This window comes from Epilithonimonas sp. (assembly GCF_032054305.1).
GTDB lineage: Bacteria > Bacteroidota > Bacteroidia > Flavobacteriales > Weeksellaceae > Epilithonimonas.
On sequence record NZ_DAMBSX010000001.1, the window covers coordinates 234,124 to 255,879 of the forward strand.

Genomic DNA, 21,756 nt, shown 5'->3' on the forward strand with positions numbered 1-21,756 from the left:
AGATAAATGATTATCGATTATCAAATATCAATTATCAATTATAATGAATATGAAAGACAACTCATTATCTAATATACTTAACCAATACGACAGCAAGGAACAAATCGACGGACAATTGTACACGTTGAATTTGGGACCTACCCACCCTGCAACACATGGGATTTTCCAGAACGTTCTTACAATGGACGGAGAAAGGATTCTTCACGCTGAGCAGACTGTTGGTTATATCCACAGAGCTTTTGAGAAAATTTCTGAAAGAAGAAATTTCGCTCAGATTACGACGCTTACCGACCGTATGAATTACTGTTCTGCGCCTATCAATAATATCGGCTGGCATATGACAGTGGAAAAATTAATTGGTGTCCAAGTTCCAAAACGCGTCGATTATATGCGTGTTATTTTGATGGAATTGGCAAGAATCGGAGACCATTTGATTTGTAACGGTGTAACAGGAATGGATGCCGGAGCGATTACAGGATTGACTTATATGTTCATAGAAAGGGAGCGTATTTACGATATGTATGAGCAAATCTGTGGCGCTAGGATGACAACCAATATGGGAAGAATCGGAGGTTTCGAAAGAGATTTCACACCGAAGTTCCACGAGTTGTTGAAAGATTTCTTGAAAACGTTCCCTGCAAGATTCCAAGAGTTTTGTAATCTATTGGAGAGAAACAGAATATTTATGGACAGAACGATTGGCGCAGGAGCAATCTCAGCAGAAAGAGCTTTGAGCTATGGTTTCACTGGCCCAAACCTACGTGCTGCTGGAGTTGATTATGATGTAAGAGTAGCGCAGCCTTATTCTTCTTATGAAGATTTTGATTTCATTATTCCTGTTGGAACTGCCGGAGATACTTACGACCGTTTTATGGTTCGTCAGCAGGAGATTTGGGAATCTTTGAAAATCATCAACCAAGCTTATGACAATTTGCCGGAAGGTCCTTTCCACGCAGATGTTCCAGAATTTTATCTTCCAGAAAAAGCAGACGTTTATCAAAAAATGGAAGCTTTGATTTACCATTTCAAAATAGTGATGGGAGAAACAGATGTTCCTAAAGGCGAAGTTTATCACGCTGTAGAAGGAGGAAACGGAGAATTAGGTTTCTATCTTGTGAGTGATGGCGGAAGAAGTCCATATAGATTACATTTCAGAAGACCTTGTTTCATCTATTATCAGGCTTATCCTGAGATGATAACAGGTTCAGTCATTTCTGATGCGATTGTAACAATGTGTAGTATGAACATCATTGCGGGAGAGTTAGATGCATAAAAATGTAAAAAGTATCATTGTAAAAAGTATTAACGAATTTGCAATGACCAAAATAAATCATTAGTACATTGTACTTTGTACAATAATACAGTTAATAAAATGAGCGAAACAATTGCTTTTAAACCTGAAAGCTTAGCACAGGTTCATAAAATTATCGCAAGATATCCGGAAGGCAGACAAAAATCTGCGTTAATTCCTGTTTTGCATATAGCACAAAAAGAATTCGATGGTTGGTTGGCAGTTCCTGTAATGGATTATGTAGCTGAACTATTAAGTATCACTCCGATTGAAGTATATGAGGTAGCAACTTTCTATACGATGTTCAATATGAAGCCGGTTGGAAAATATGTTTTGGAAGTTTGCCGAACGGGTCCTTGTATGCTGAACGGAAGTGATAACATTCTTGACCATATTCGTAAAAAACTGAATATCAAAGACGGAGGAACTTCTGAAGACGGATTATTTACTCTGAAACCGGCGGAATGCCTAGGAGCTTGTGGATATGCACCAATGATGCAGTTGGGAAAATTCTTTCACGAAAATTTAACAATAGAAAAAGTTGACGAGATTCTTGACCTTTGCAGACAAGGAGCCATCGCTTTAGATTAATATTAAAGAAATGGGTAAAAAACTTTTACTTAAAAATGCACATATAGAGGGAATTCGTTACTTCGAAACTTACCGTAAACACGGAGGTTACGAAGCAGCTGAGAAAGCACTTAAAATGACGACCGACGAAGTTCTGGAAGAAGTTAAAATTTCCGGACTTAGAGGAAGAGGTGGCGCTGGTTTCCCAACGGGAATGAAGTGGAGTTTCTTGGCAAAGCCAGAAGGTGTTCCAAGACACTTGGTTGTAAATGCTGACGAATCTGAACCCGGAACTTTCAAAGACAGATATCTGATGGAGTTTCTTCCTCATCTTTTGATTGAAGGGATGTTGATTTCGTCTTACACTTTAGGCTCCAATGTTTCATACATTTATATAAGAGGAGAATATTCTTGGATTCCTGATATTTTGGAAGAAGCAATCGAGGAAGCTAAAGCGGCTGGATTTCTTGGAAAAAATATTTTAGGAACTGGTTACGATTTGGAGATTTATGTCCAAAGAGGCGCTGGAGCTTACATTTGTGGAGAAGAAACTGCCCTACTTGAATCTCTTGAGGGAAGAAGAGGAAATCCAAGACTGAAACCACCTTTCCCTGCTGTAAAAGGACTTTGGGAAAGACCAACGGTTGTAAATAATGTTGAATCTATCGCAGCTGTTGTTCCAATAATTGAAATTGGTGGTGCTGAATATGCTAAAATCGGTGTAGGAAGGTCAACAGGAACTAAATTGATTTCTGCCTGCGGTAACATCAACAAACCTGGCGTTTACGAAATCGATATGACCATTACGGTTGAGGAATTTATTTATTCTGATGAATATTGTGGTGGAATCCCGAATGGTAAAAAGCTGAAAGCTTGTATTCCTGGTGGAAGTTCGGTTCCAATTGTTCCTGCAAATTTATTACTGAAAACCATCAACGGTGAACCAAGATATATGAACTACGAATCCCTTGCTGACGGTGGTTTCGCTACAGGAACAATGATGGGTTCAGGAGGTTTTATTGTTTTGGATGAAGACCAATGTGTGGTTAATCATACGATGACTTTAGCAAGATTCTACAACCACGAGAGTTGTGGACAATGTACACCTTGCCGTGAAGGAACGGGTTGGATGTACAAAATCTTGAAAAAAATAGAAAAAGGAGAAGGAAAAATGGAAGACATAGATTTGCTTTGGGATATCCAGAGAAAAATCGAAGGTAACACCATTTGTCCTTTGGGAGATGCTGCTGCCTGGCCTGTTGCTGCTGCTATCAGACACTTCAGAGATGAGTTTGAATGGCACGTGAACAACCCAGAACTGAGTCAGACACAAAATTACGGAATCGCCAACTATGCTGACCCAATACCAGCAGTGGCTAACAATTAAGAATAGAATTTGAGCTTTCAAATTCACTAAGATAATGAAGAAGTTCTTTGAATTAGTTTTTGTATTTTTTGTTGGAATAACAACTGTATTCGGACAAAATCAAGACACAGTTAATCATTCTGATTATAACCAATCCAAATTTTCCAAAGGAACAATGTTCGTTTTTTGGGGTTGGAACAGAGCAGGATTCAGTAAGTCTGATATCCGTTTCAAAGGAAATGGTTATGATTTCACATTAAATAATGTTGTAGCACATGACAGACCATCTAAATTAAGTTTGGATTATATTAATCCATCGGAGGTATCAGCCCCACAGTTTAACTTTAGATTAGCTTATTTTATTAAGGATAATCTAGCTGTCGTGATTGCGCAGGACCATATGAAATATGTGATGGATCAGAATCAGACTGTAGACATCAATGGACATATCTCAGATCCAACTTATGCTGCAATGGTTCACAACGGTGAGGTTAATTTATCGGATGAACAATTTTTGACGTTTGAGCATACTGATGGTCTTAATTATATCAATTTAGGTCTGGAAAAATACAATAACATCTTATCAAAAAAAGATTTTAACATCTTTTGGGCTTACGGAGGCGGTATTGGCGCTCTGATGCCTAAAAGTAATGTTAAACTTTTTGGAAACGAAAGAAGTGACAGATACCATTTAGCGGGATTCGGATTGGACGCAAGAACGAGTATCAATGCGGTTTTCTGGAATCATTGGATGGCAAGGGTAGAAGGAAAATTTGGTTATATCAATATGCCGGATATCAAAACTACTCTTAATAATAAACCTGATAAAGCGAGTCAGGACTTTGTATTCTACCAAGTTAATTTTGGAATCGGATACGTATTTAATAGAAAAATAAAGAATTAAAAATAGACTATTGCTGAATGCATATAGCCAAAAGCATAAGATATGAGCGAAGAAGTCAAAAAATTTAAAGTAACCATAGACGGACAGACTACCGAAGTTTTGCCTGGTACTTCTATCCTGGAAGCGGCTAGACAAATCGGTGGAAAATCTGTACCTCCTGCAATGTGCTACTACAGCAAATTAGAAACCAGCGGTGGTAGATGTAGAACGTGTCTTGTGGAAGTTTCCAAAGGTTCTGAGGCAGACCCAAGACCAATGCCAAAATTGGTTGCAAGTTGTAGAACCGGCGTAATGGATGGAATGGAAGTAAAAAACCTGACTTCTGAAAAAGCGCAGGAAGGTAGAAAAGCTGTTACAGAATTCCTTTTGGTAAATCACCCATTGGATTGTCCTATCTGTGACCAGGCCGGAGAATGTCATCTTCAGGACCTGGGTTATGAACACGGTGTTGCCAATACCAGAACAGAATTCGAGAGAAATACTTATGATGCAGACGACATCGGTCCATATATCAAACTGAATATGAACCGTTGCATCCTGTGCGCAAGATGTGTATTGGCAGCGAATCAACTGACAGAAAAAAGAGAGCACGGAATCCTTTACAGAGGAGACCACGCAGAAATCTCAACAATGTTGAACAAAGCTTTGGATAATGATTTCATCGGAAACGTAATTGATGTTTGTCCGGTTGGAGCTTTGACCGACAGAACTGCGAGATTCGAAAGCAGAGTCTGGTTCACAAAACCTTACAATGCGACTTGTTCTTGCACAAAATGCAGTGGAAAAGCTGTACTTTGGATGAAAGGCGATACGGTTGTTAGAGTAACTGCAAGAAAAGACCAATACGGCGAAGTGGAAGAATGGATTTGCGACGAATGCCGTTTCCATAAAAAAGATACTGCGCTTTGGAACATCGAAGGTCCAAGACATATCGATAGACATTCTGTAATTTCTCTTAACCACTATGAGAAAAAAACAGACAGCTACAATGTTTTGGATAATCCGGAAGCCAAAGAAATTGGTGTAGCAGACGAAAAAGAAATTGAAAAATTAGATAGTTAATAAAAATTTAAACTCAATTTGAACTTTAAATTTTGAACTTATAAAATATGGAATTACTGACTTTTAAAATCATATTGGTATTGGCGCTGTTCCTTTTGGCACTGACTATCGCTGCCTACTCTACTTGGGCAGAAAGAAAAGTAGCATCTATAATGCAAGACCGTATCGGACCAAACAGAGCGGGACCTTTCGGGTTATTACAGCCGTTGGCAGATGGTGGTAAATTTTTCTTCAAAGAGGATTTTACACCTCAAAATGCTGAAAAGTTCCTTTTCATTTTAGGACCATCTTTGGTAATGTTTATCTCCTTAATTACTGGCGCAGTAATTCCTTGGGGAAAAACATTGAATTTCGGAGGTATTTCTTACGATTTACAGGTTGCTAATATTGATGTTGGTGTTTTGTTCATCATCGGAATGGCTTCTATCGGAGTTTACGGAATTATGATTGGAGGTTGGGCTTCCAACAACAAATATTCATTACTAGGTGCCATCAGAGCTTCTTCTCAGATGATTTCTTATGAATTGGCAATGGGACTATCATTGTTGTCAATCATTATGATGTCTGGAAGTTTAGATTTAAAATTAATTACAGAAGCACAATCCGCTGGTAAAATCTGGGGATTCATTCCTGCGATTTCTGGGATTAACTGGAATATCCTTTATCAGCCTTTAGCTTTCCTTATATTTTTCATTGCGGCAATGGCAGAAACCAACCGTCATCCATTCGATTTACCTGAATGTGAATCTGAATTGGTAACTGGTTATTCTACCGAATATTCATCAATGAAATTAGGACTATATATGTTTGGAGAATACGTGAATATGTTCATCTCCAATGCATTTATGGTAGTTCTTTTCTTCGGAGGTTACAATTATCCTGGAATCGATTGGGTAACTCACAACTGGGGAGAAAATGTTGCAGGTATTTTAAGTATTGTGGCTTTCTTAACAAAAACAATCATCGGAATTTTAATCTTTATGTGGATTAGATGGACACTTCCGAGATTCAGATATGACCAATTGATGCACCTTGGATGGAAAACTTTGATTCCATTAGCTTTGGTGAATCTAATTGCTACAGGTGCTGTGATTTTAGCATTTGGAAATTAAAAAATTGAAAATTTGATAATGAGGTGATGTGATACTATGATTCAAAATCTAATATCTAACATCTGACTTCTAACATCTAACTTATATTAAATGAAACTTACTAATAGGTCAAAAGTTGTTTCTAATAAAGAAATGACTCTGGGTGAAAAAATCTATTTGCCGGCGATTTTCAAAGGTATGGGAATCACTTTCAAGCACGCTGTAAGAACAGTGTTGAAAGGTGCTCCTGCAGTATATTCTTATCCGGAGGTTCAGAAACCGAGAGCAGAAATCTGGAGAGGACAGCACGTTTTGAAGCGTGATGAAGAAGGTAGAGAGAGATGTACAGCTTGCGGACTTTGTGCAGTGGCTTGTCCTGCAGAAGCGATTACAATGACAGCTGCTGAAAGAACTAAAGACGAGAAACACCTTTACAGAGAAGAGAAATATGCATCGGTCTATGAAATCAATATGTTGAGATGCATCTTCTGCGGAATGTGTGAAGAAGCTTGTCCAAAATCTGCAATCTATCTTACAGACAGATTGGTAGATGTAGAACAAAACAGAAATTCTTTCATCTATGGAAAAGAAAAATTGGTCGAAAAAATTAATGCAAGGATTGACATTACAGAAAGACAATCTGAGAAACAAAAAAAGGCAGTAAAATAATGGACCAGATTTTATTTTTTATCGTAGCGTTTATCGCCATTGCAAGTGCTGTTTACTTCGTATTTGCAAGAAATCCTTTATATGCCATTCTTTCTTTGATTGTAACGATGTTCTCCATTGCGGGAATGTATATTCTTCTTAATGCTCAGTTTTTAGGTATTGTTCAAATCATTGTTTATACAGGTGCCATTATGGTTTTGTTCCTTTATATTTTAATGATGTTGAATCTGAACAAAGAAGACGAAAGCAAGAAAGACAGCCTTCCAAAATTCATTGGGATTATTTCTGTTTGTATTTTGTTTGTAGGAATGTTAGGAGCTTACAGAGGTCTTTCCGGAAAAACAACGGTTGCAGACAACATCGACCATTCGGTTGGTTTGACCAAAAATCTGGGAAGATTATTGTTTAACGAATATGTATTGCCATTCGAATTGGCTTCGATTCTGATTTTAGCAGGTATCGTGGGCGCTGTTCTTATCGGTAAAAAAGATTTATAAGATTATGGAAGTGAATACATTTATACAACAAGTACCTTTAGAATATTTCATTATTCTGAGTACAGTTTTATTTTGCCTTGGTGTTTTGGGAGTTTTGCTTCGTAAAAATGCTATCGTGATTTTGGGATGTGTAGAATTGATGCTTAATTCCGTAAATCTTTTATTGGCAGCATTTTCTGCTTACAAAGGTGATGGTAACGGACAGCTTTTGGTATTCTTCATTATGGTGGTTGCCGCAGCGGAAGTAGCTGTAGGATTGGCAATTATCGCAATGATGTACAGAAATACAAAATCTGTAGACGTGAGTATTTTTAATAAATTAAGAGGATAATAAAGGAATGGAAAATTTAGTTTACGCAATTGTACTTTTGCCTTTAGCCGGATTCCTGATCAACGGACTTTTTGGGAAGAAACTTCCTAAAGTTTTTGTTGGAGGATTGGCAACATTAGTAGTTTTCGCTTCATTTGTTATCGCAACCAGTATATTTTTAGGATTCAAAAGTGATAGCGCACCAGTTATAGTAAAAGCTTTTGAATGGTTTAGAATAAATGGAATTCAGGTTAATTTTGGTTTCCAGGTTGACCAATTATCATTGATGATGGTAATGATTATCACTGGAATTGGGTCATTAATCCACCTCTACTCTATTGGCTATATGAGCCACGACAAAGGTTTCTACAAATTCTTCACATACCTTAACCTGTTCATTTTCTCAATGTTGCTTTTGGTTTTAGGAAGCAATTATCTGATTTTGTTCATCGGTTGGGAAGGTGTAGGACTTTGTTCTTATTTATTAATTGGATTCTGGTACACCAACGAGGATTATGGGAAAGCAGCTAGAAAAGCTTTCATTATGAACCGTATTGGTGACTTGGCATTGTTGATTGGTATTTTCACAATCGCTTCTCAAGTAAACGCTATTGATTATTTGAGCGTACAGGAGAATGCTTCAAAATTCGCTTTAGACAGCAATATTATTATATTCATCACGGCAAGTTTATTCATTGGAGCTACCGGAAAATCAGCTCAGGTTCCACTATATACTTGGTTACCGGATGCGATGGCTGGACCAACTCCGGTTTCCGCCTTGATTCACGCAGCAACGATGGTAACGGCTGGTATTTATTTAGTAGTAAGAAGTAATTTCTTATTCACTTTAGCACCGACTGTTCAGGATGGGATTTTATTCATCGGATTCTTAACTGCTGCTTTAGCTGGATTTTATGCACTTCGTCAAAACGATATTAAAAAAGTATTGGCTTACTCTACGGTTTCGCAACTTGGATTTATGTTCATCGCTTTAGGTTTGGGCGCTTATACAACAGCAATGTTCCACGTAATGACGCACGCTTTCTTCAAGGCTTTGATGTTCTTGGGAGCTGGTTCTGTAATCCACGCAATGAGCAACGAACAGGATATGCGTTTTATGGGTGGACTGAAAAAATATGTTCCAATCACGCACATCACTTTCTTTATCGGAACATTAGCAATTTCAGGTTTCCCATTACTTTCGGGGATGATTTCTAAAGACGAAATTTTGGTTGCAGCTTATGCTAAAAGTCCAATCTATTGGGTAATGCTATTCGTTTTGGCAGCAACAACCGCAGCATATATGTTCAGATTGTACTATTTGACTTTCCACGGCGAGTTCAGAGGTACAGAAGAACAAAAACACCATTTGCACGAGAGTCCACTGAATATGACTTTGCCATTGATTGTTTTGGCTGTCCTTTCCGTAGTTGGAGGTTTTATCAACCTTCCTCACTTCATCGGTCACGGTCATTATGCTAAATTAATGGAATGGCTGAAGCCAGTATTGACTGAGCAAAGTTTCCACGAAATGGAAGCAACACTTTCCGGTGTGGATTTTAATACAGAAATGATTCTTCTTGGAGCAACGATTGTAATGTTCTTCAGTGTTTGGTTTATTGTTAAAAACATCTACGTTAATAAGAAAAAAATGGCTCTTCCTGAAGATAAATATACAGGTTGGGAGAAACTGTCTGCTAAAAAATTATTCGTCGATGAGATTTACAATGCAATGATTGTAAGACCTTTCGAAGAAGCTGGAAAAGCGGCGGCTATGTTTGATAAAGCAGTTCTTGACCCAATTGTGAATTTCATTGGATTAGGAGCAGCAGATTCTGGACGTGCGGCGAAACGTCTCCAAAACGGAAATGTAGAAAACTATGTGCTGATTATGTCATTAGCGATAGGAATTGTATTGATTGTTAACTTTATATTGAAATAATAATGTCGTATTTACTATTAACATTATTACTATTACCTCTCGTAGGTTCGGTTTTACTATTTTTCTGGAAAAATCCTTCCAGTAAATATATCGCATTGGCTTTTGGCTTTGCACAGATGTTCATCGCATTTTATATGTTAGGGAATTTCGATTTCAATCCAACTGTAGATGCACCATTACAATACGAAATCACTTATCCTTGGTCCAGCTATATCAAAAGTAGCTTCAACTTCGGGATTGATGGGATGAGTATGCTGATGGTTCTATTGACCAACATCTTGGTTCCAATCATTACTTTATCTTCTTTCAATGAGTCAAAAGGTTACCCTAATTCTTTCTACGCATTGATATTATTGATGCAATTCGGATTATTAGGCGTTTTCACTTCTTTGGATGGATTGTTATTCTACATTTTCTGGGAAGTAACTTTGATTCCAATCTGGTTGATTGCAGGACTTTGGGGTCAGGAAGATAAAAGAATCAAATTCACAACTAAGTTCTTCGTTTACACATTCGTAGGGTCGTTGTTTATGTTGATTGGATTGATTTATGTTTACAATCACGCAGCATCATTTGCTTTGACAGATTTGTACAACGCTAACTTAAATGTAAACGAACAAACGGTAATATTCTGGTTTATTTTCTTTGCATTCGCAGTGAAATTACCGGTATTTCCCTTCCATACTTGGCAGCCAGACACATATACTTATTCTCCAACGCAAGGTTCGATGTTATTATCGGGAATTATGTTGAAGATGGCCGTTTACGGTGTTATGAGATATCTTCTTCCAATTACACCATTAGCAATTGGCGGAATTTCCGGAGAAATCATAATTATCCTTTCTGTAATCGGAGTGATATACGGCGCTTTGATTGCTATGATTTCTACAGATACTAAACGATTGATTGCTTATTCTTCCCTTTCTCACGTTGGATTGATTGTAGCGGGAATCTTCGCTTCAGCTGTTGTCACAATGAGAGTTGGTTTAGACTTCGAGGGTGCTCAAGGTGCAATGATTCAAAGTTTTGCTCACGGTATTAACGTAGTTGGATTGTTCTATTGCGCAGATATTCTTTACAAAAGATTCAAAACAAGAGACATCAGAAAAATGGGAGGTTTGGCAAAAGTAGCTCCTAAATTCGCCATCTTATTTATGATTATCTTGCTTGGTGCAACGGGAGTTCCATTGACGAACGGATTCATCGGAGAATTTATCTTATTGAAATCAATTTTCTCATATAATCTAATAATGACAGTTCTGGCTGGATTAACATTGATTCTTGCTGCAGCTTATATGTTAAGATTCTACGGAAAAACAATGTTTGGAAAAGGAGACGAAGCTGTTTTGGCTACAACCAAAGACATCAGTTCCGTTGAGTTCACAGTATTGGCAAGTTTATCGGTTTTTGTAATTGTTTTAGGAGTTTTTCCTCAACCAATTATAGAGATGGTAACAAGTTCTGTAAGATTCATCTACTCTTCTATGCTTAACTAAGATTGGATTTGAAATCAATTCAGATAAAAAGAAATATTAAATAAAATTCAAAACGGAAATCGGGCTTCCGGTTTCCTACGAAATAAATAAAGAAATGAGTGTTTTAATAGTTTTATTCCTTACGGCAATTCTGGTATTATTCTCAGGTGTTTTCGAGAAAGGCAAATACGCAAGATATATCGGAATCTTGGGATTAATCATTGGTTTTGGAATCAGTTTCCTGCCAGAATGTGATTTTTTTGCTCAGTACAATTCAATGTACATCTATGATATGAATAATACAGCATTATTCACAAAAATATCCGTAGCTATTACATTGTTGCTTTTCTTTTTAGGAGGATTTGCATTCAGCAATCACAGAAGTCATCAGTCAGAATTGTATGCATTGATGTTATTTGCACTTTGTGGCGGGATTGTATTGTTCGGATTCCAAAACTTAGTAACATTATTCATCGGAATCGAGATTTTATCAATTCCTTTATACGTAATGGCTGGAGCTAATAAAACGGACCTTCGTTCTACAGAAGCTTCTATGAAATATTTCCTGATGGGAGCTTTCGCAACAGGATTTCTTTTGTTCGGAGTAGCTTTGGTTTATGGAAGTACAGGAAGTTTTGACCTTTACCAGATTCACGATTTTGCTTATAACAATCCAAAGAATCTAATGTTGATAATGGGAGCTATTTTGATGTTGTCTGCCTTGGCATTCAAAGTATCATTAGCACCATTCCATATGTGGAGTCCTGATGTTTATCAAGGTGCGCCATCATTGATTACAGCTTTTATGGCATCTGTCGTAAAGATTTCCGGATTCTTCGCTTTGTTCAAATTAATGACAATTGCTTTCGGCGGGATTGCTGGAGACTGGATTAACATCTTAGGCGTTTTCATCATACTTACTTTGCTTTTGGCGAATGTTATGGGATTGGTTCAGACCAATGCAAAAAGAATGCTGGCCTACTCTTCCGTTTCTCACGCCGGATATATTGCTTTGATATTTTTCGGAATCAATAACTTCTCAACATACATTTTAGGATATTATCTGTTCGCTTATTCATTAGCAACAGTTGGTGTTTTCATTAGTTTGATTTGGGTTGAGAAAATCAAGAAAGAAACTTCATTTGCTGCTTTCAATGGATTAGGAAAAAGAGAACCTTTATTAGCAGTTGTTTCTACCATCTCAATGTTATCAATGGCAGGGATTCCTTTGACAGCTGGTTTTATCGGAAAATTGGGAATTTTCAACCAAGCGATTGGTGGACATTATGAGTTCTTGGTTCTGATTGCCGTTTTAGGTTCAGCATTGAGTATCGCTTATTATTTAAGATTGATCATCGCAATGTTCTTCTACAAAGAAGACAACTTCCACAACACGGAAAGAGCGAGTATCACTTACAATATCGTTTCTGTAGTGATTATTTTAGCTTTGGTTTCTATGGGAATTATCCCAGACTTATTCGCTAAAATTTTCGGATTATAGAAAATTAAAAATATAAAAAAACCTGATTCTAGCGAGTCAGGTTTTTTTATGTTTATATTTAAAATAATTCGGGCGCCTTTATCCGTCTTCCGCTCCCAATCTTTTCACTTCACTTCGTTGCGTAAAAAGGATTTCCGCTCAAGCCGGGGCGCAGATTTCAGTACAAAACAAACTTTAAAATCAACACTAAACTTTTGTTTAATTTCTCCTGTCAATTCCTTCAAAAAACTTAATTTTATTCAAATATATATTTTCAATGAAAAAGTTCTTAGTGTTATTCTGTTTTATAACAGTTGGTTTCGGTTTTGCACAAACCAATTCAGTCGAAGACAATTTCACAAAAAAAGAAGTTTACATTCCAATGCGAGATGGAACAAAGCTGTTTACTATTATTTACACACCAAAAGACATTTCCAAAAGCAACAAATACCCGTTCATTATGAACAGAACCTGCTACGGAATCTCGCCTTATGGAGAAACTAATTTCAGAAAGAAACTGAGTCCGAATAAATTCATCGAAAAAGAAAAATATATCTTCGTCTTCCAAGACGTTCGCGGACGATATATGAGCGAAGGCACTTTCACGAATATGACGCCACAAGTGGACCACAAAACCAAAAAAGACGTCGACGAAAGCACCGATACTTATGACACCATAGATTGGCTGGTAAAAAATGTACAGAATAACAATGGAAAAGTAGGTCAATACGGGACTTCTTATCCGGGGTTTTACACTGCAGTCGGAACTTTATCGAATCATCCGGCCTTGGTAGCATCTTCTCCACAAGCACCTATTTCAGATTTTTGGTTTGACGATTTTCATCACAATGGTGCATTTCTGATGAGTTATTTCAAAACTTTCCCTGTTTTCGGTATCAACAAAACCAAACCTGAAAATAGTCCTGGTTTGCCGATAAAATGATAAAACCAACTTCTGATGACGGCTACCTTTTCTACAAAGATATGGGAACGCTGAAAGATGGTGTGGATAAATATTACAAAGACAATTTCTTCATGCAGGAAGTTGTAGACCATCCAAACTATGATGAGTTCTGGCAAAAAAGAGATCTGTTGCCTCACCTTAAAAATATTAACCACGCGGTAATGACCGTCGGCGGTTGGTTTGATGCAGAAGATTTGGCTGGTCCGCTTAATATTTACAAAACAATTGAGAAATCCAGTCCAAAAGCGAAAAACACTATTGTAATGGGACCTTTCTCGCACGGCGGATGGAACTATGATAGCGGAAAACATTTTCATAATGATATCTATTTCGGAGACAGCATCGCTACTTTTTATCAAAAAAATATAGAACAGCCTTTCTTCCATCATTATTTGAAAGAAGATTCTAAAACTGCAGCAAAACTTCCGGAAGCTTATATGTTTGACACCGGGAAAAAAGAATGGAAACAATTTGAAAGCTGGCCGCCAAAACAAACGCAGAAAGTGTCATTTTATCTTGATAACTCGGGAACTCTGGCCAAAAACATTCTGAATCAGGTTGCTTTTTCCGAATATACTTCTGACCCTAACAAACCGGTTTTAAGCAGCGAGAATTACAAGGATATGAATGGTTTCACTCCAAAAAATTATATGAGCGAAGACCAACGATTCGCCAGTTACAGACCAGACGTCCTCACTTTCACAACGGATGTTCTGGATAGTGATGTAACTTTTGCAGGAGAGATTTTAACCAAACTGAAAATAGCTTCCACCTCCACAGATACAGATTTTGTGGTGAAACTAATTGATGTTTATCCTGCTGATGAAAAAGCGAACGCAGACAAGCCTAATGTTGTTTATGGAAATTATCATCAAATGGTAAGAAGCGAAATAATGCCGGCAAGATTCCGTAATAGTTTTGAAAAGCCAGAGCCATTGACTCCAAATAAAGAAGAAGTCGTGAATGTAAAATTGCAAGATGTTCTACATACATTCAAAAAAGGACATAAGATTCAGGTTCAGAGTACTTGGTTTCCTCTGATGCCCATCAATCCTCAGAAGTTCCTTGAAAATCCTTATAAAGCGACAAAAGAAGATTATACCAAAGCTAATATAAAAGTCTTCAACAGCAGTTCAATTGAAGTCGATGTTCTGAAATAAAACAAAAAAGCACAAACGTAGGTTTGTGCTTTTTAATTAAAGTGATTTAATAACTTCTGAAGCTATCTCGTAAGACCTTTGTTTTTTGTCAAAGTCATAGATATTTCCCGAAACAATAATCTCATCCGGTTTGTAATCTTTTACAAACTTGCTAAGTTTTTCTTTCAATGTTTCTTTGTCTCCAACGAACGTTTTAGAAGCCATTCTATTGAGATGAAGCGCCACTTCGTCTGACATATTAGCTAAATCAGTTTCATCTGGTGGTAAAAGCGGTTGTCTCTGATCAGTCAGAATATTAACAAAAACCTGAAAATGAGATGTTGACAAGTAATGCGCTTCATCTACAGAATCTGCCGCAATCACATTAATACAAACCATTACATAAGGCTCATCCAAAACATCCGACGGCTGGAAATGTTCTCTGTAAATCTCCAAAGCTACTTCCAACTGCGAAGGCGCAAAATGGGCTGCAAATGCATAAGGCAAACCTAATTTGGCCGCCAAAAAAGCAGAATCTGTAGAACTTCCCAGAATATAAAGTGGAACATCTGCTCCTTCTCCAGGAATAGCTCTTACCTTTGCTTCAGCATTTTCTTTTGACATATATTTCTGAAGTTCCTTGATGTGGAATTCAAAATTATAATTGGGGGTGAAGTTATTTCCTCTTAACGCAGTTGCTGTCAGCATATCCGTTCCAGGTGCTCTTCCCAAACCAAGATCAATTCTGTCAGGAAATAATCCGTCCAAAGTCCCAAATTGCTCTGCCACAGATAAGGTAGAATGATTTGGTAACATAATACCTCCCGAACCAACTCGCAAAGTTTTGGTCTGTGATGCAATGTGTCCAATCAAGATAGAAGTTGAGGCACTTGCCACATTGGGAAAATTGTGATGTTCTGAAAACCAATATCTGTTGAATCCAAGCTTTTCTGCGTGTTGTGCAGACTTCACAGATTTCTGAAACGTTTTATTGATATTATCTCCTTTGACAATAGTTGCCAAATCGAGAATCGAATATTTTAAAGCCATAATTCTAAAATTTATAAGAATGTTTAGCACAAAAAATAAACCATTATAAAAATGTAAAAAAATTGGAAATTTTGTCAGTCGATAAATATCTACAACTTTTTTTCTCAATCAATCAAGAAAAATATTAGATTTGTTTTAATAAACTATAAAAAACTTAACAAATGGTATCAACAACTTCAAAATTTGTTGCCGAAATGATTGGCACAATGGTTCTTGTATTAATGGGCTGCGGAAGTGCAGTGATTGCTGGCGCTGATGGAACAACAGGCGTTGGACTTTTAGGAATTTCTTTTGCTTTTGGTTTGAGTGTGGTCGCAATGGCTTATGCAATTGGTCATATTTCCGGCTGTCATATTAATCCTGCAATTTCTATTGCAATGGTTGCAGCAGGTAGAATGAAATTAGGAGAAGCTTTGTATTACATCGTTGCTCAGGTAATCGGAGCGATTGTCGGTGCAGGAATTCTTTATGTCATTTTCACTAATCATCCTGGTGCTGAGTTAGGTCCTTGGGCTTTAGGATCCAATGGTTGGGGAACAGGCTATCTTGATGAGTATAACACTTTGGCGGCTTTTGTTGCGGAGTTTGTGTTCACTTTTATTTTCTTACTTGTTATTCTTGGGTCAACCTCAACCAAAAATATTCACGGTGGTTTTGCTGGTTTGGCAATCGGACTTTCTTTGGTTTTGATTCACATTGTTGGTATTAAAATCACAGGCGTATCAGTGAATCCTGCAAGAAGTATTGGGCCGGCGATTTTTGCTAAAGGAGCTGCACTGGAACAAATTTGGTTATTTATTTTAGCTCCTGTTTTAGGTGGCGTCTTTGCCTCTTTTGTTTATAATCTATTGATTGAGAAAAAAGAAGCGGCTTAATTAAATTTCATTAATAATAGATCAAATAATCCTGTCAATATTTTTGGCAGGATTTATTTTTTGTTTTTAATTTCGAAGTAATTTTTGAAAATCAGTTCTTCTTTTTTGCCTTTCAATTCAAACTTTTTGAATAGAAGACTTCGAGCCATATTCCTCATAAATTGATCTTTGTCACATAATTTCCAATAAGAATCTTCGTGGATGACTTTTGATTCACGGATTTTATAAAATTTTGTTTCCCATTGATCTTCATCGTGATAAAATTCGATAATACCACAGTGTTCTGGAATTTCATTATGGTCAATCATTCCCATTGGCAACAAAAAACTAAATGAATTACAGATATAATCACCACAACCAATTTTATCGTGTTTTAGAAACTTTTCTCCCGTTGTTTGATTAGTATAGAATTTTTTGAAATCATTTTTGAAATCTGATTTTGATAATTTGATTTCAATTTCATGACTAAAACCAGAATCATTGATCAATAGAATATCAGCTTCCCAATCAGAATGGAAAAAATTGGTCAAGACAATTTCTTTATCGAAATCACAATTGGTAGTGACAAAAGCGTGAACCAATTCTTCTATTTTTAACATCAATTTTATCTTTAGTAATTCCGAACTGTAATGTGATAGCAGCTTTGCTGCTTTTCTTTGATGTAAAATATTTTACCTAAATTTTTGTATTGCTGCAAAACCTTTTCGAGTTCTTTTTCCAATTTTGTATTCACCTTCAGTTTATGATCAAAACGAACATAAGAAATATCGAATGCTGCTCCATAATTGTGAGAACTGATTCCCAAAGAAGCATTGGAATTAACTTTTCGTAATCTGCACTGATCCTCCAAAGTTCTGGTAACCGATGAAACGACAAAGAAGCTTTTGGTATTAGCAGCGAAATCATTGGCCACTCTTTCCAAAGTCGTTCTCGCTTTTTTAACCAAATAAGGTCGGCTGTATTCCAAAGCCTGTAGCCTATAACCTCTGGATTTTTTCTTTACTTTAACGAATTTTCCTTTGGTAATATACTTATCGACTAATTTTGTATTTTCTAAAATATTGACACCAAAATTTTGCGAGGCCAATAAATGAGGTTTATAGAGTTCAGTCGGTTCTACTTTCAGCACTGTTTTCAAATCGTAACATTTCTGGGATTTGGAAAAAGAAAAAAACAACAGAAAAACCAAAAATAAAAATCTCATTAAGGATAATATTAGATAAATTAAATTTGTGTTTTTTCAAATATAATTAATTATAAATGAAATACAAATTTAAGAAACCAAAAGACTGCAACCACGAATATCAGAATGATCGATTCTTCCCAAAACCTGAAACGTATCATCCCGAACATTGCCCAGATCTTGAGTGGCAATGAATGAGCAGGAATGTCTGTTTGCAAGATCTATGACATTAATTGCGCCAGTTTTCCCATCTTCAATATAAGAAAAAGGGTCTTCTGTATTTCTGATATGGATTCTCATCCAGTTGGGGCTTTTATAGATATTTTCACCCAAGGAATAAGCTTGAGAAAGCAATTCGGTCATAGAATATTCTGAATAAATTTTATCGGTTTTAAAACCATTTTGAAAGATTTTCAGCAATTCATCTTTTGTCATTTCTTCTTTTCTACCTTTCATTCCGCCGGTTTCTATCACAGTGAGGGAGTTGGAGAATTTAAGCGTTTGGGAGTTTGAGTTGCAAAAATCAAGAAAATCCAGCAATGCAAAAGACACTCCGAAAAGTATGACTTTTTTATCTGTCAAAGTTTGAAGCAAATCAAATAATTCCTGATGGTTATAAAGAAAATAGCCGTTTTCTGGTTTGTTTGATTTCTTTATCAGAAAATCAATCATATAAATCAATGACGAATGTGGATTTTCTGAATAATTGGGTAATAATCCCAAAAAAATATAGTCTTCAGGTTTCCCAATAAACTGTTCGAAACTTCTGTAAATACTCTCTTCATAAAGAGAAAAATCTGCGATATAATGTTTGGAACGGTTCATCTGCGTAGTTCCGGAACTTTGAAAATAATTTTCAGCAGTAGAGTTTTTATCTAAAACCAAATGATTTTTGAACATTTCTATCGGCAAAAAAGGGATATCAGAAACTTGATTAATGGATGAAGGATTGATGTTCAAATAATCAACAAATTTTCTGTAAACTTCTACATTCTCATATTGGTAAGTAAAAGTCTCCAGACAAGCTGCCTGGAAATCCTCTTCTGTTTTTATGTCAAAAATATTCTGCTTCATTATTCATCTTAATTTTGAAATTTAACCCTCAAATTTATTCACTTCAAAAGATTTACCATCGTAAACACCATAAGTGAAATAGACAATCCAGTCACCAAGGTTGATATATTTTGCGCCTTTTTCCAAATCAAAAATCAAAGGAAGATGACGATGTCCAAAAACGAAATAATCGATATGCTCAGTTTTCAGTTTTTCTTTGGAATATTGTATAAGAAACTCTTTGTCTTCTCCCAAAAATTCTTTGTCCTCGTCCCCGGAAATCAATTTATTTTTCTGAGACATATAATTGGCGATTCTCATAGCAATATCAGGATGTAGCCAGCGGAAAGCCCATTGAGCCAAAGGATTGGTAAAGACTTTCTTCATTCTCTTGTAGCCTTTGTCACCAGGTCCAAGACCATCGCCATGAGCTAAAAGGAATTTTTTATCGTTGATCTCGTAATATCTTTTTTCAAAGAAAACAGGAATTCCCAGTTCTACTTCGAAGTAATTTTTCATCCATAAATCATGATTTCCAACAAAGAAATAAATATCGATTCCCGAATCTTTAAGTTCAGCAATTTTTCCTAAAACTCTGATATATCCTTTTGGAACAACATATTTCCATTCATGCCAAAAATCAAAAAGATCGCCCATCAAAAAAAGAACTTGCGCATCTTTTTTGATCATGTCAAGCCAACGGATAAATTTTTCTTCCCGAATCCTGCTTTGTTGTAGATCAGGAACTCCGAAATGTTGGTCAGAAGCGAAATATATTTTTTTTCCTTGTATTAAATCGATTTGCATAAAGCCTTTAAATTTAATATTTAATCAAAATGATTGCGATCATCATTTTGGTCTCTTTTGCTGTAGATCCACAGGCCAATTCCTAAGCCAATGACAGAACAAGTAGCCGTTAATAAAGCCCTTGATAACTTGTCGGGCGAATCATTACCAATATAGTTCATCAGAAAAATGATGATGAAAGTAATAATACCTATCAGCAAATATTTGATCCTTGCGTTCATAATTATAGTTTATACGATATCATTATCCCGCCTTTGTACGGAAGCCATTCTCCACTTCTGTTGGTCTCCCTTCCCATAGAATCGCCATCTGTATCATAACGGTCACCACTCAGCTTATCATAACCTTTGTAGAAACTTTGCATTGTCCCAAGTCCAAGGTAAATGTCCATATTTAATTTGTCATTCAGTTTGAATTGATAACCAGCAATTCCCCCTAGCATAAAACAATAACCCCTTTGATAAAGATTCGAATTGATATAAGGCGTTACCTCTCCGTTTTTATGAACGTAGAAGTTATCATTCCAATAGCCCCATTTCTGTATATTGAATCTTGCTAATGAAAAGTCAACACCGACATAAAATTTCTTGAAAGCTTCATTAAAATAATATCTCCCATTGAAGCCCAACATATAAACCTGAGCATGCTTTCCTGCAAAAGATTTCCAAGGAGAAACAAATAGATCTGCCTGTCCGGTAATATGTTCTGTAAATCCGTGTTCAACTCCGACATTCAGCATGCCTACAGGAATAAACAAAGCGTTGGCTTTGATGTAAGTTTCATTTTTTTGTGCAAAAGTAAAAATGACAATGCTAATAAAACTCAGTAAAAAAAGTTTCTTCATCATTATTTTTTGTTCAGAATTTCATTCATTCTTGTGGCATCTTTGTTCTCTTCTTTCGCAAAGTTGGCAGCCATTCCAGCAAACATTTTAGCCTCTTCTTTCTTACCTAATTTATCGTACAAAGTGGCCAAAATACTTGTAGAATCAAAGCTTTCTTGTGACATTACAACTTTCTCAGCCCAACGTGCTGCGGCTTGTAATGATTTGATATCTGTAGATTTTTCACCAATTGTGCTTGCTGCTGCCAACAATTCATTGTTATTGAACTCATCTGAGTTTTTATAATATTCTAGGGCGGTTTTCTCATAAGCAGGAAAATTATCGTGAGCCGAATAATAATTCAGTTTGTAAAGATTAAGGCTTTTAGCCAATTCATCTTTTGGAAACAGAGCTTCTCCTTCTTTCAGAATTTTTGCATCGTCAATCGTTTTTGTTTTTTCATCAGTTGCAGAAGTAACCAGTTTCATCAGCTTAAGATAATTATCAAACTGTGTGTAATTTTTATCAGTTAATAGTTCTGAAATTCCTGCCTTGTTGGCTACGAAAACTTTGTAATTTTTATCATCAACAGATTGTGTGAAATTCAAAAGGGCATTAACTTCTTCACCTGAAAATGTCTTATCTTTTTTGTTTGCAAAATATTTTTCTGATGCTTGTTTTGCTAAAACAGGGTCTTTACTTGCATAAAGATTGATGAAATTTAGTAAGCCAGCTTGGTCTAATTTTCCTTTTAGAAACTCATCTTTCAGGTTTGTATTGATCAAACTCGGATTGTTATTCTTTTTCCCTAATTCCAGAAATTCTTCTGTTTTAATATAACCTAATTCTTTACCAACTATTTCGCCTTCCCCGTTTAGGAACAATAACGTTGGATAACTTCTGATTCCATATTTTGCGGCAAGACTTGGTCCTTCACCTTTTTCCATATCAAAATGGGCATTGATAAAGTTTTTGTTATAATAGTCTGCAACGTTTTTGTCTGTGAAAACGTTTTTCTCCATTAATTTACATGGTCCACACCAAGCTGCATAAGCATCCAGAAAAACCAATTTCTTTTCCGCTTTTGCTTTTGACAAAATTGTTGCAAAATCTGAATCTTCAAACTTAATGGACTGCTGAGAAAAACTCAACTGAAAAACGAATAATATAAGTAAAATTGATATTTTGTTCATCCTTAGAATAAA

23 protein-coding genes are annotated in these 21,756 nt (G+C 36.3%); 15 read left to right on the forward strand and 8 right to left on the reverse strand.

What is annotated here, in order from left to right:
* The first annotated feature begins 49 nt into the window (after window positions 1-49).
* The 14 genes from RTX21_RS01170 to RTX21_RS01235 all read left to right on the forward strand — a co-directional run bounded on the left by RTX21_RS01170 (window position 50) and on the right by RTX21_RS01235 (window position 14,781).
* Entirely contained in the window at window positions 50-1,273 is a 1,224-nt protein-coding gene (locus RTX21_RS01170; RefSeq protein ID WP_312765441.1) for an NADH-quinone oxidoreductase subunit D, read from the forward strand.
* A gap of 99 nt (window positions 1,274-1,372) precedes the next feature.
* Complete coding sequence (locus RTX21_RS01175) at window positions 1,373-1,882, forward strand: NAD(P)H-dependent oxidoreductase subunit E (protein WP_312764816.1); 510 nt, start codon at window positions 1,373-1,375, stop codon at window positions 1,880-1,882.
* Window positions 1,883-1,892: 10 nt separating this feature from the next.
* Window positions 1,893-3,248 (forward strand): NADH-quinone oxidoreductase subunit NuoF, encoded by a 1,356-nt coding sequence (nuoF, locus tag RTX21_RS01180; RefSeq protein ID WP_312764818.1) that lies wholly within the window; start codon window positions 1,893-1,895, stop codon window positions 3,246-3,248.
* Window positions 3,249-3,282: 34 nt separating this feature from the next.
* Complete coding sequence (locus RTX21_RS01185) at window positions 3,283-4,131, forward strand: hypothetical protein (protein WP_312764820.1); 849 nt, start codon at window positions 3,283-3,285, stop codon at window positions 4,129-4,131.
* A 42-nt stretch (window positions 4,132-4,173) separates the two neighbouring features.
* A complete protein-coding gene (locus RTX21_RS01190; RefSeq protein WP_312764822.1) occupies window positions 4,174-5,193 on the forward strand; it encodes a 2Fe-2S iron-sulfur cluster-binding protein in 1,020 nt (339 codons plus the stop codon).
* A 47-nt stretch (window positions 5,194-5,240) separates the two neighbouring features.
* Window positions 5,241-6,305: an NADH-quinone oxidoreductase subunit NuoH gene (nuoH, locus tag RTX21_RS01195; protein ID WP_312764823.1), complete on the forward strand. Its 1,065-nt coding sequence runs from the start codon at window positions 5,241-5,243 to the stop codon at window positions 6,303-6,305.
* A gap of 90 nt (window positions 6,306-6,395) precedes the next feature.
* A complete protein-coding gene (locus tag RTX21_RS01200; protein ID WP_312764824.1) occupies window positions 6,396-6,953 on the forward strand; it encodes an NADH-quinone oxidoreductase subunit I in 558 nt (185 codons plus the stop codon).
* On the forward strand, window positions 6,953-7,450 hold the full coding sequence (locus RTX21_RS01205) for an NADH-quinone oxidoreductase subunit J (protein ID WP_312764826.1): 498 nt from the start codon (window positions 6,953-6,955) through the stop codon (window positions 7,448-7,450). The genes RTX21_RS01200 and RTX21_RS01205 overlap by 1 nt, the downstream gene beginning before the upstream one ends.
* A gap of 4 nt (window positions 7,451-7,454) precedes the next feature.
* Window positions 7,455-7,781: an NADH-quinone oxidoreductase subunit NuoK gene (gene nuoK / locus RTX21_RS01210; RefSeq protein ID WP_074233208.1), complete on the forward strand. Its 327-nt coding sequence runs from the start codon at window positions 7,455-7,457 to the stop codon at window positions 7,779-7,781.
* A gap of 7 nt (window positions 7,782-7,788) precedes the next feature.
* A complete protein-coding gene (gene nuoL / locus RTX21_RS01215) occupies window positions 7,789-9,702 on the forward strand; it encodes an NADH-quinone oxidoreductase subunit L (RefSeq protein WP_312764831.1) in 1,914 nt (637 codons plus the stop codon).
* A 2-nt stretch (window positions 9,703-9,704) separates the two neighbouring features.
* Entirely contained in the window at window positions 9,705-11,198 is a 1,494-nt protein-coding gene (locus tag RTX21_RS01220; protein ID WP_312764833.1) for an NADH-quinone oxidoreductase subunit M, read from the forward strand.
* Window positions 11,199-11,292: 94 nt separating this feature from the next.
* Complete coding sequence (locus tag RTX21_RS01225; protein ID WP_312764835.1) at window positions 11,293-12,678, forward strand: NADH-quinone oxidoreductase subunit N; 1,386 nt, start codon at window positions 11,293-11,295, stop codon at window positions 12,676-12,678.
* A gap of 256 nt (window positions 12,679-12,934) precedes the next feature.
* Window positions 12,935-13,600, forward strand: a complete 666-nt coding sequence (locus RTX21_RS01230) for a CocE/NonD family hydrolase (protein ID WP_312764837.1) — start codon at window positions 12,935-12,937, stop codon at window positions 13,598-13,600.
* Complete coding sequence (locus tag RTX21_RS01235; protein WP_312764839.1) at window positions 13,597-14,781, forward strand: CocE/NonD family hydrolase; 1,185 nt, start codon at window positions 13,597-13,599, stop codon at window positions 14,779-14,781. The genes RTX21_RS01230 and RTX21_RS01235 overlap by 4 nt, the downstream gene beginning before the upstream one ends.
* 36 nt (window positions 14,782-14,817) lie before the next feature.
* On the opposite strand, the gene RTX21_RS01240 is transcribed toward RTX21_RS01235, so the two are convergent.
* The gene (locus RTX21_RS01240; RefSeq protein ID WP_312764841.1) at window positions 14,818-15,810 is read right to left on the reverse strand and encodes an LLM class flavin-dependent oxidoreductase; all 993 of its coding nucleotides are present in this window, start codon (window positions 15,808-15,810) and stop codon (window positions 14,818-14,820) included.
* Window positions 15,811-15,971: 161 nt separating this feature from the next.
* Here RTX21_RS01240 and aqpZ point away from each other — a divergent pair, with 161 nt between their 5' ends.
* Window positions 15,972-16,685, forward strand: a complete 714-nt coding sequence (aqpZ, locus tag RTX21_RS01245) for an aquaporin Z (protein WP_312764843.1) — start codon at window positions 15,972-15,974, stop codon at window positions 16,683-16,685.
* Between the two features lie 53 nt (window positions 16,686-16,738).
* Here aqpZ and RTX21_RS01250 read toward each other — a convergent pair whose 3' ends face one another.
* The 7 genes from RTX21_RS01250 to RTX21_RS01280 all read right to left on the reverse strand — a co-directional run bounded on the left by RTX21_RS01250 (window position 16,739) and on the right by RTX21_RS01280 (window position 21,744).
* Window positions 16,739-17,284: a hypothetical protein gene (locus RTX21_RS01250; RefSeq protein WP_312764844.1), complete on the reverse strand. Its 546-nt coding sequence runs from the start codon at window positions 17,282-17,284 to the stop codon at window positions 16,739-16,741.
* 11 nt (window positions 17,285-17,295) lie between these two features.
* Window positions 17,296-17,889: a DUF5715 family protein gene (locus RTX21_RS01255; RefSeq protein WP_312764845.1), complete on the reverse strand. Its 594-nt coding sequence runs from the start codon at window positions 17,887-17,889 to the stop codon at window positions 17,296-17,298.
* A gap of 69 nt (window positions 17,890-17,958) precedes the next feature.
* Window positions 17,959-18,942, reverse strand: a complete 984-nt coding sequence (locus RTX21_RS01260; protein WP_312764847.1) for an acyl transferase — start codon at window positions 18,940-18,942, stop codon at window positions 17,959-17,961.
* A gap of 21 nt (window positions 18,943-18,963) precedes the next feature.
* A complete protein-coding gene (locus RTX21_RS01265) occupies window positions 18,964-19,728 on the reverse strand; it encodes a UDP-2,3-diacylglucosamine diphosphatase (protein WP_312764848.1) in 765 nt (254 codons plus the stop codon).
* Between the two features lie 20 nt (window positions 19,729-19,748).
* The gene (locus RTX21_RS01270; RefSeq protein WP_312764849.1) at window positions 19,749-19,949 is read right to left on the reverse strand and encodes a hypothetical protein; all 201 of its coding nucleotides are present in this window, start codon (window positions 19,947-19,949) and stop codon (window positions 19,749-19,751) included.
* A 2-nt stretch (window positions 19,950-19,951) separates the two neighbouring features.
* Window positions 19,952-20,575, reverse strand: a complete 624-nt coding sequence (locus RTX21_RS01275; protein WP_312764851.1) for a DUF3575 domain-containing protein — start codon at window positions 20,573-20,575, stop codon at window positions 19,952-19,954.
* On the reverse strand, window positions 20,575-21,744 hold the full coding sequence (locus tag RTX21_RS01280; RefSeq protein ID WP_312764852.1) for a thioredoxin fold domain-containing protein: 1,170 nt from the start codon (window positions 21,742-21,744) through the stop codon (window positions 20,575-20,577). Before RTX21_RS01280 ends, RTX21_RS01275 begins: the two co-directional genes overlap by 1 nt.
* Window positions 21,745-21,756: the final 12 nt, after the last annotated feature.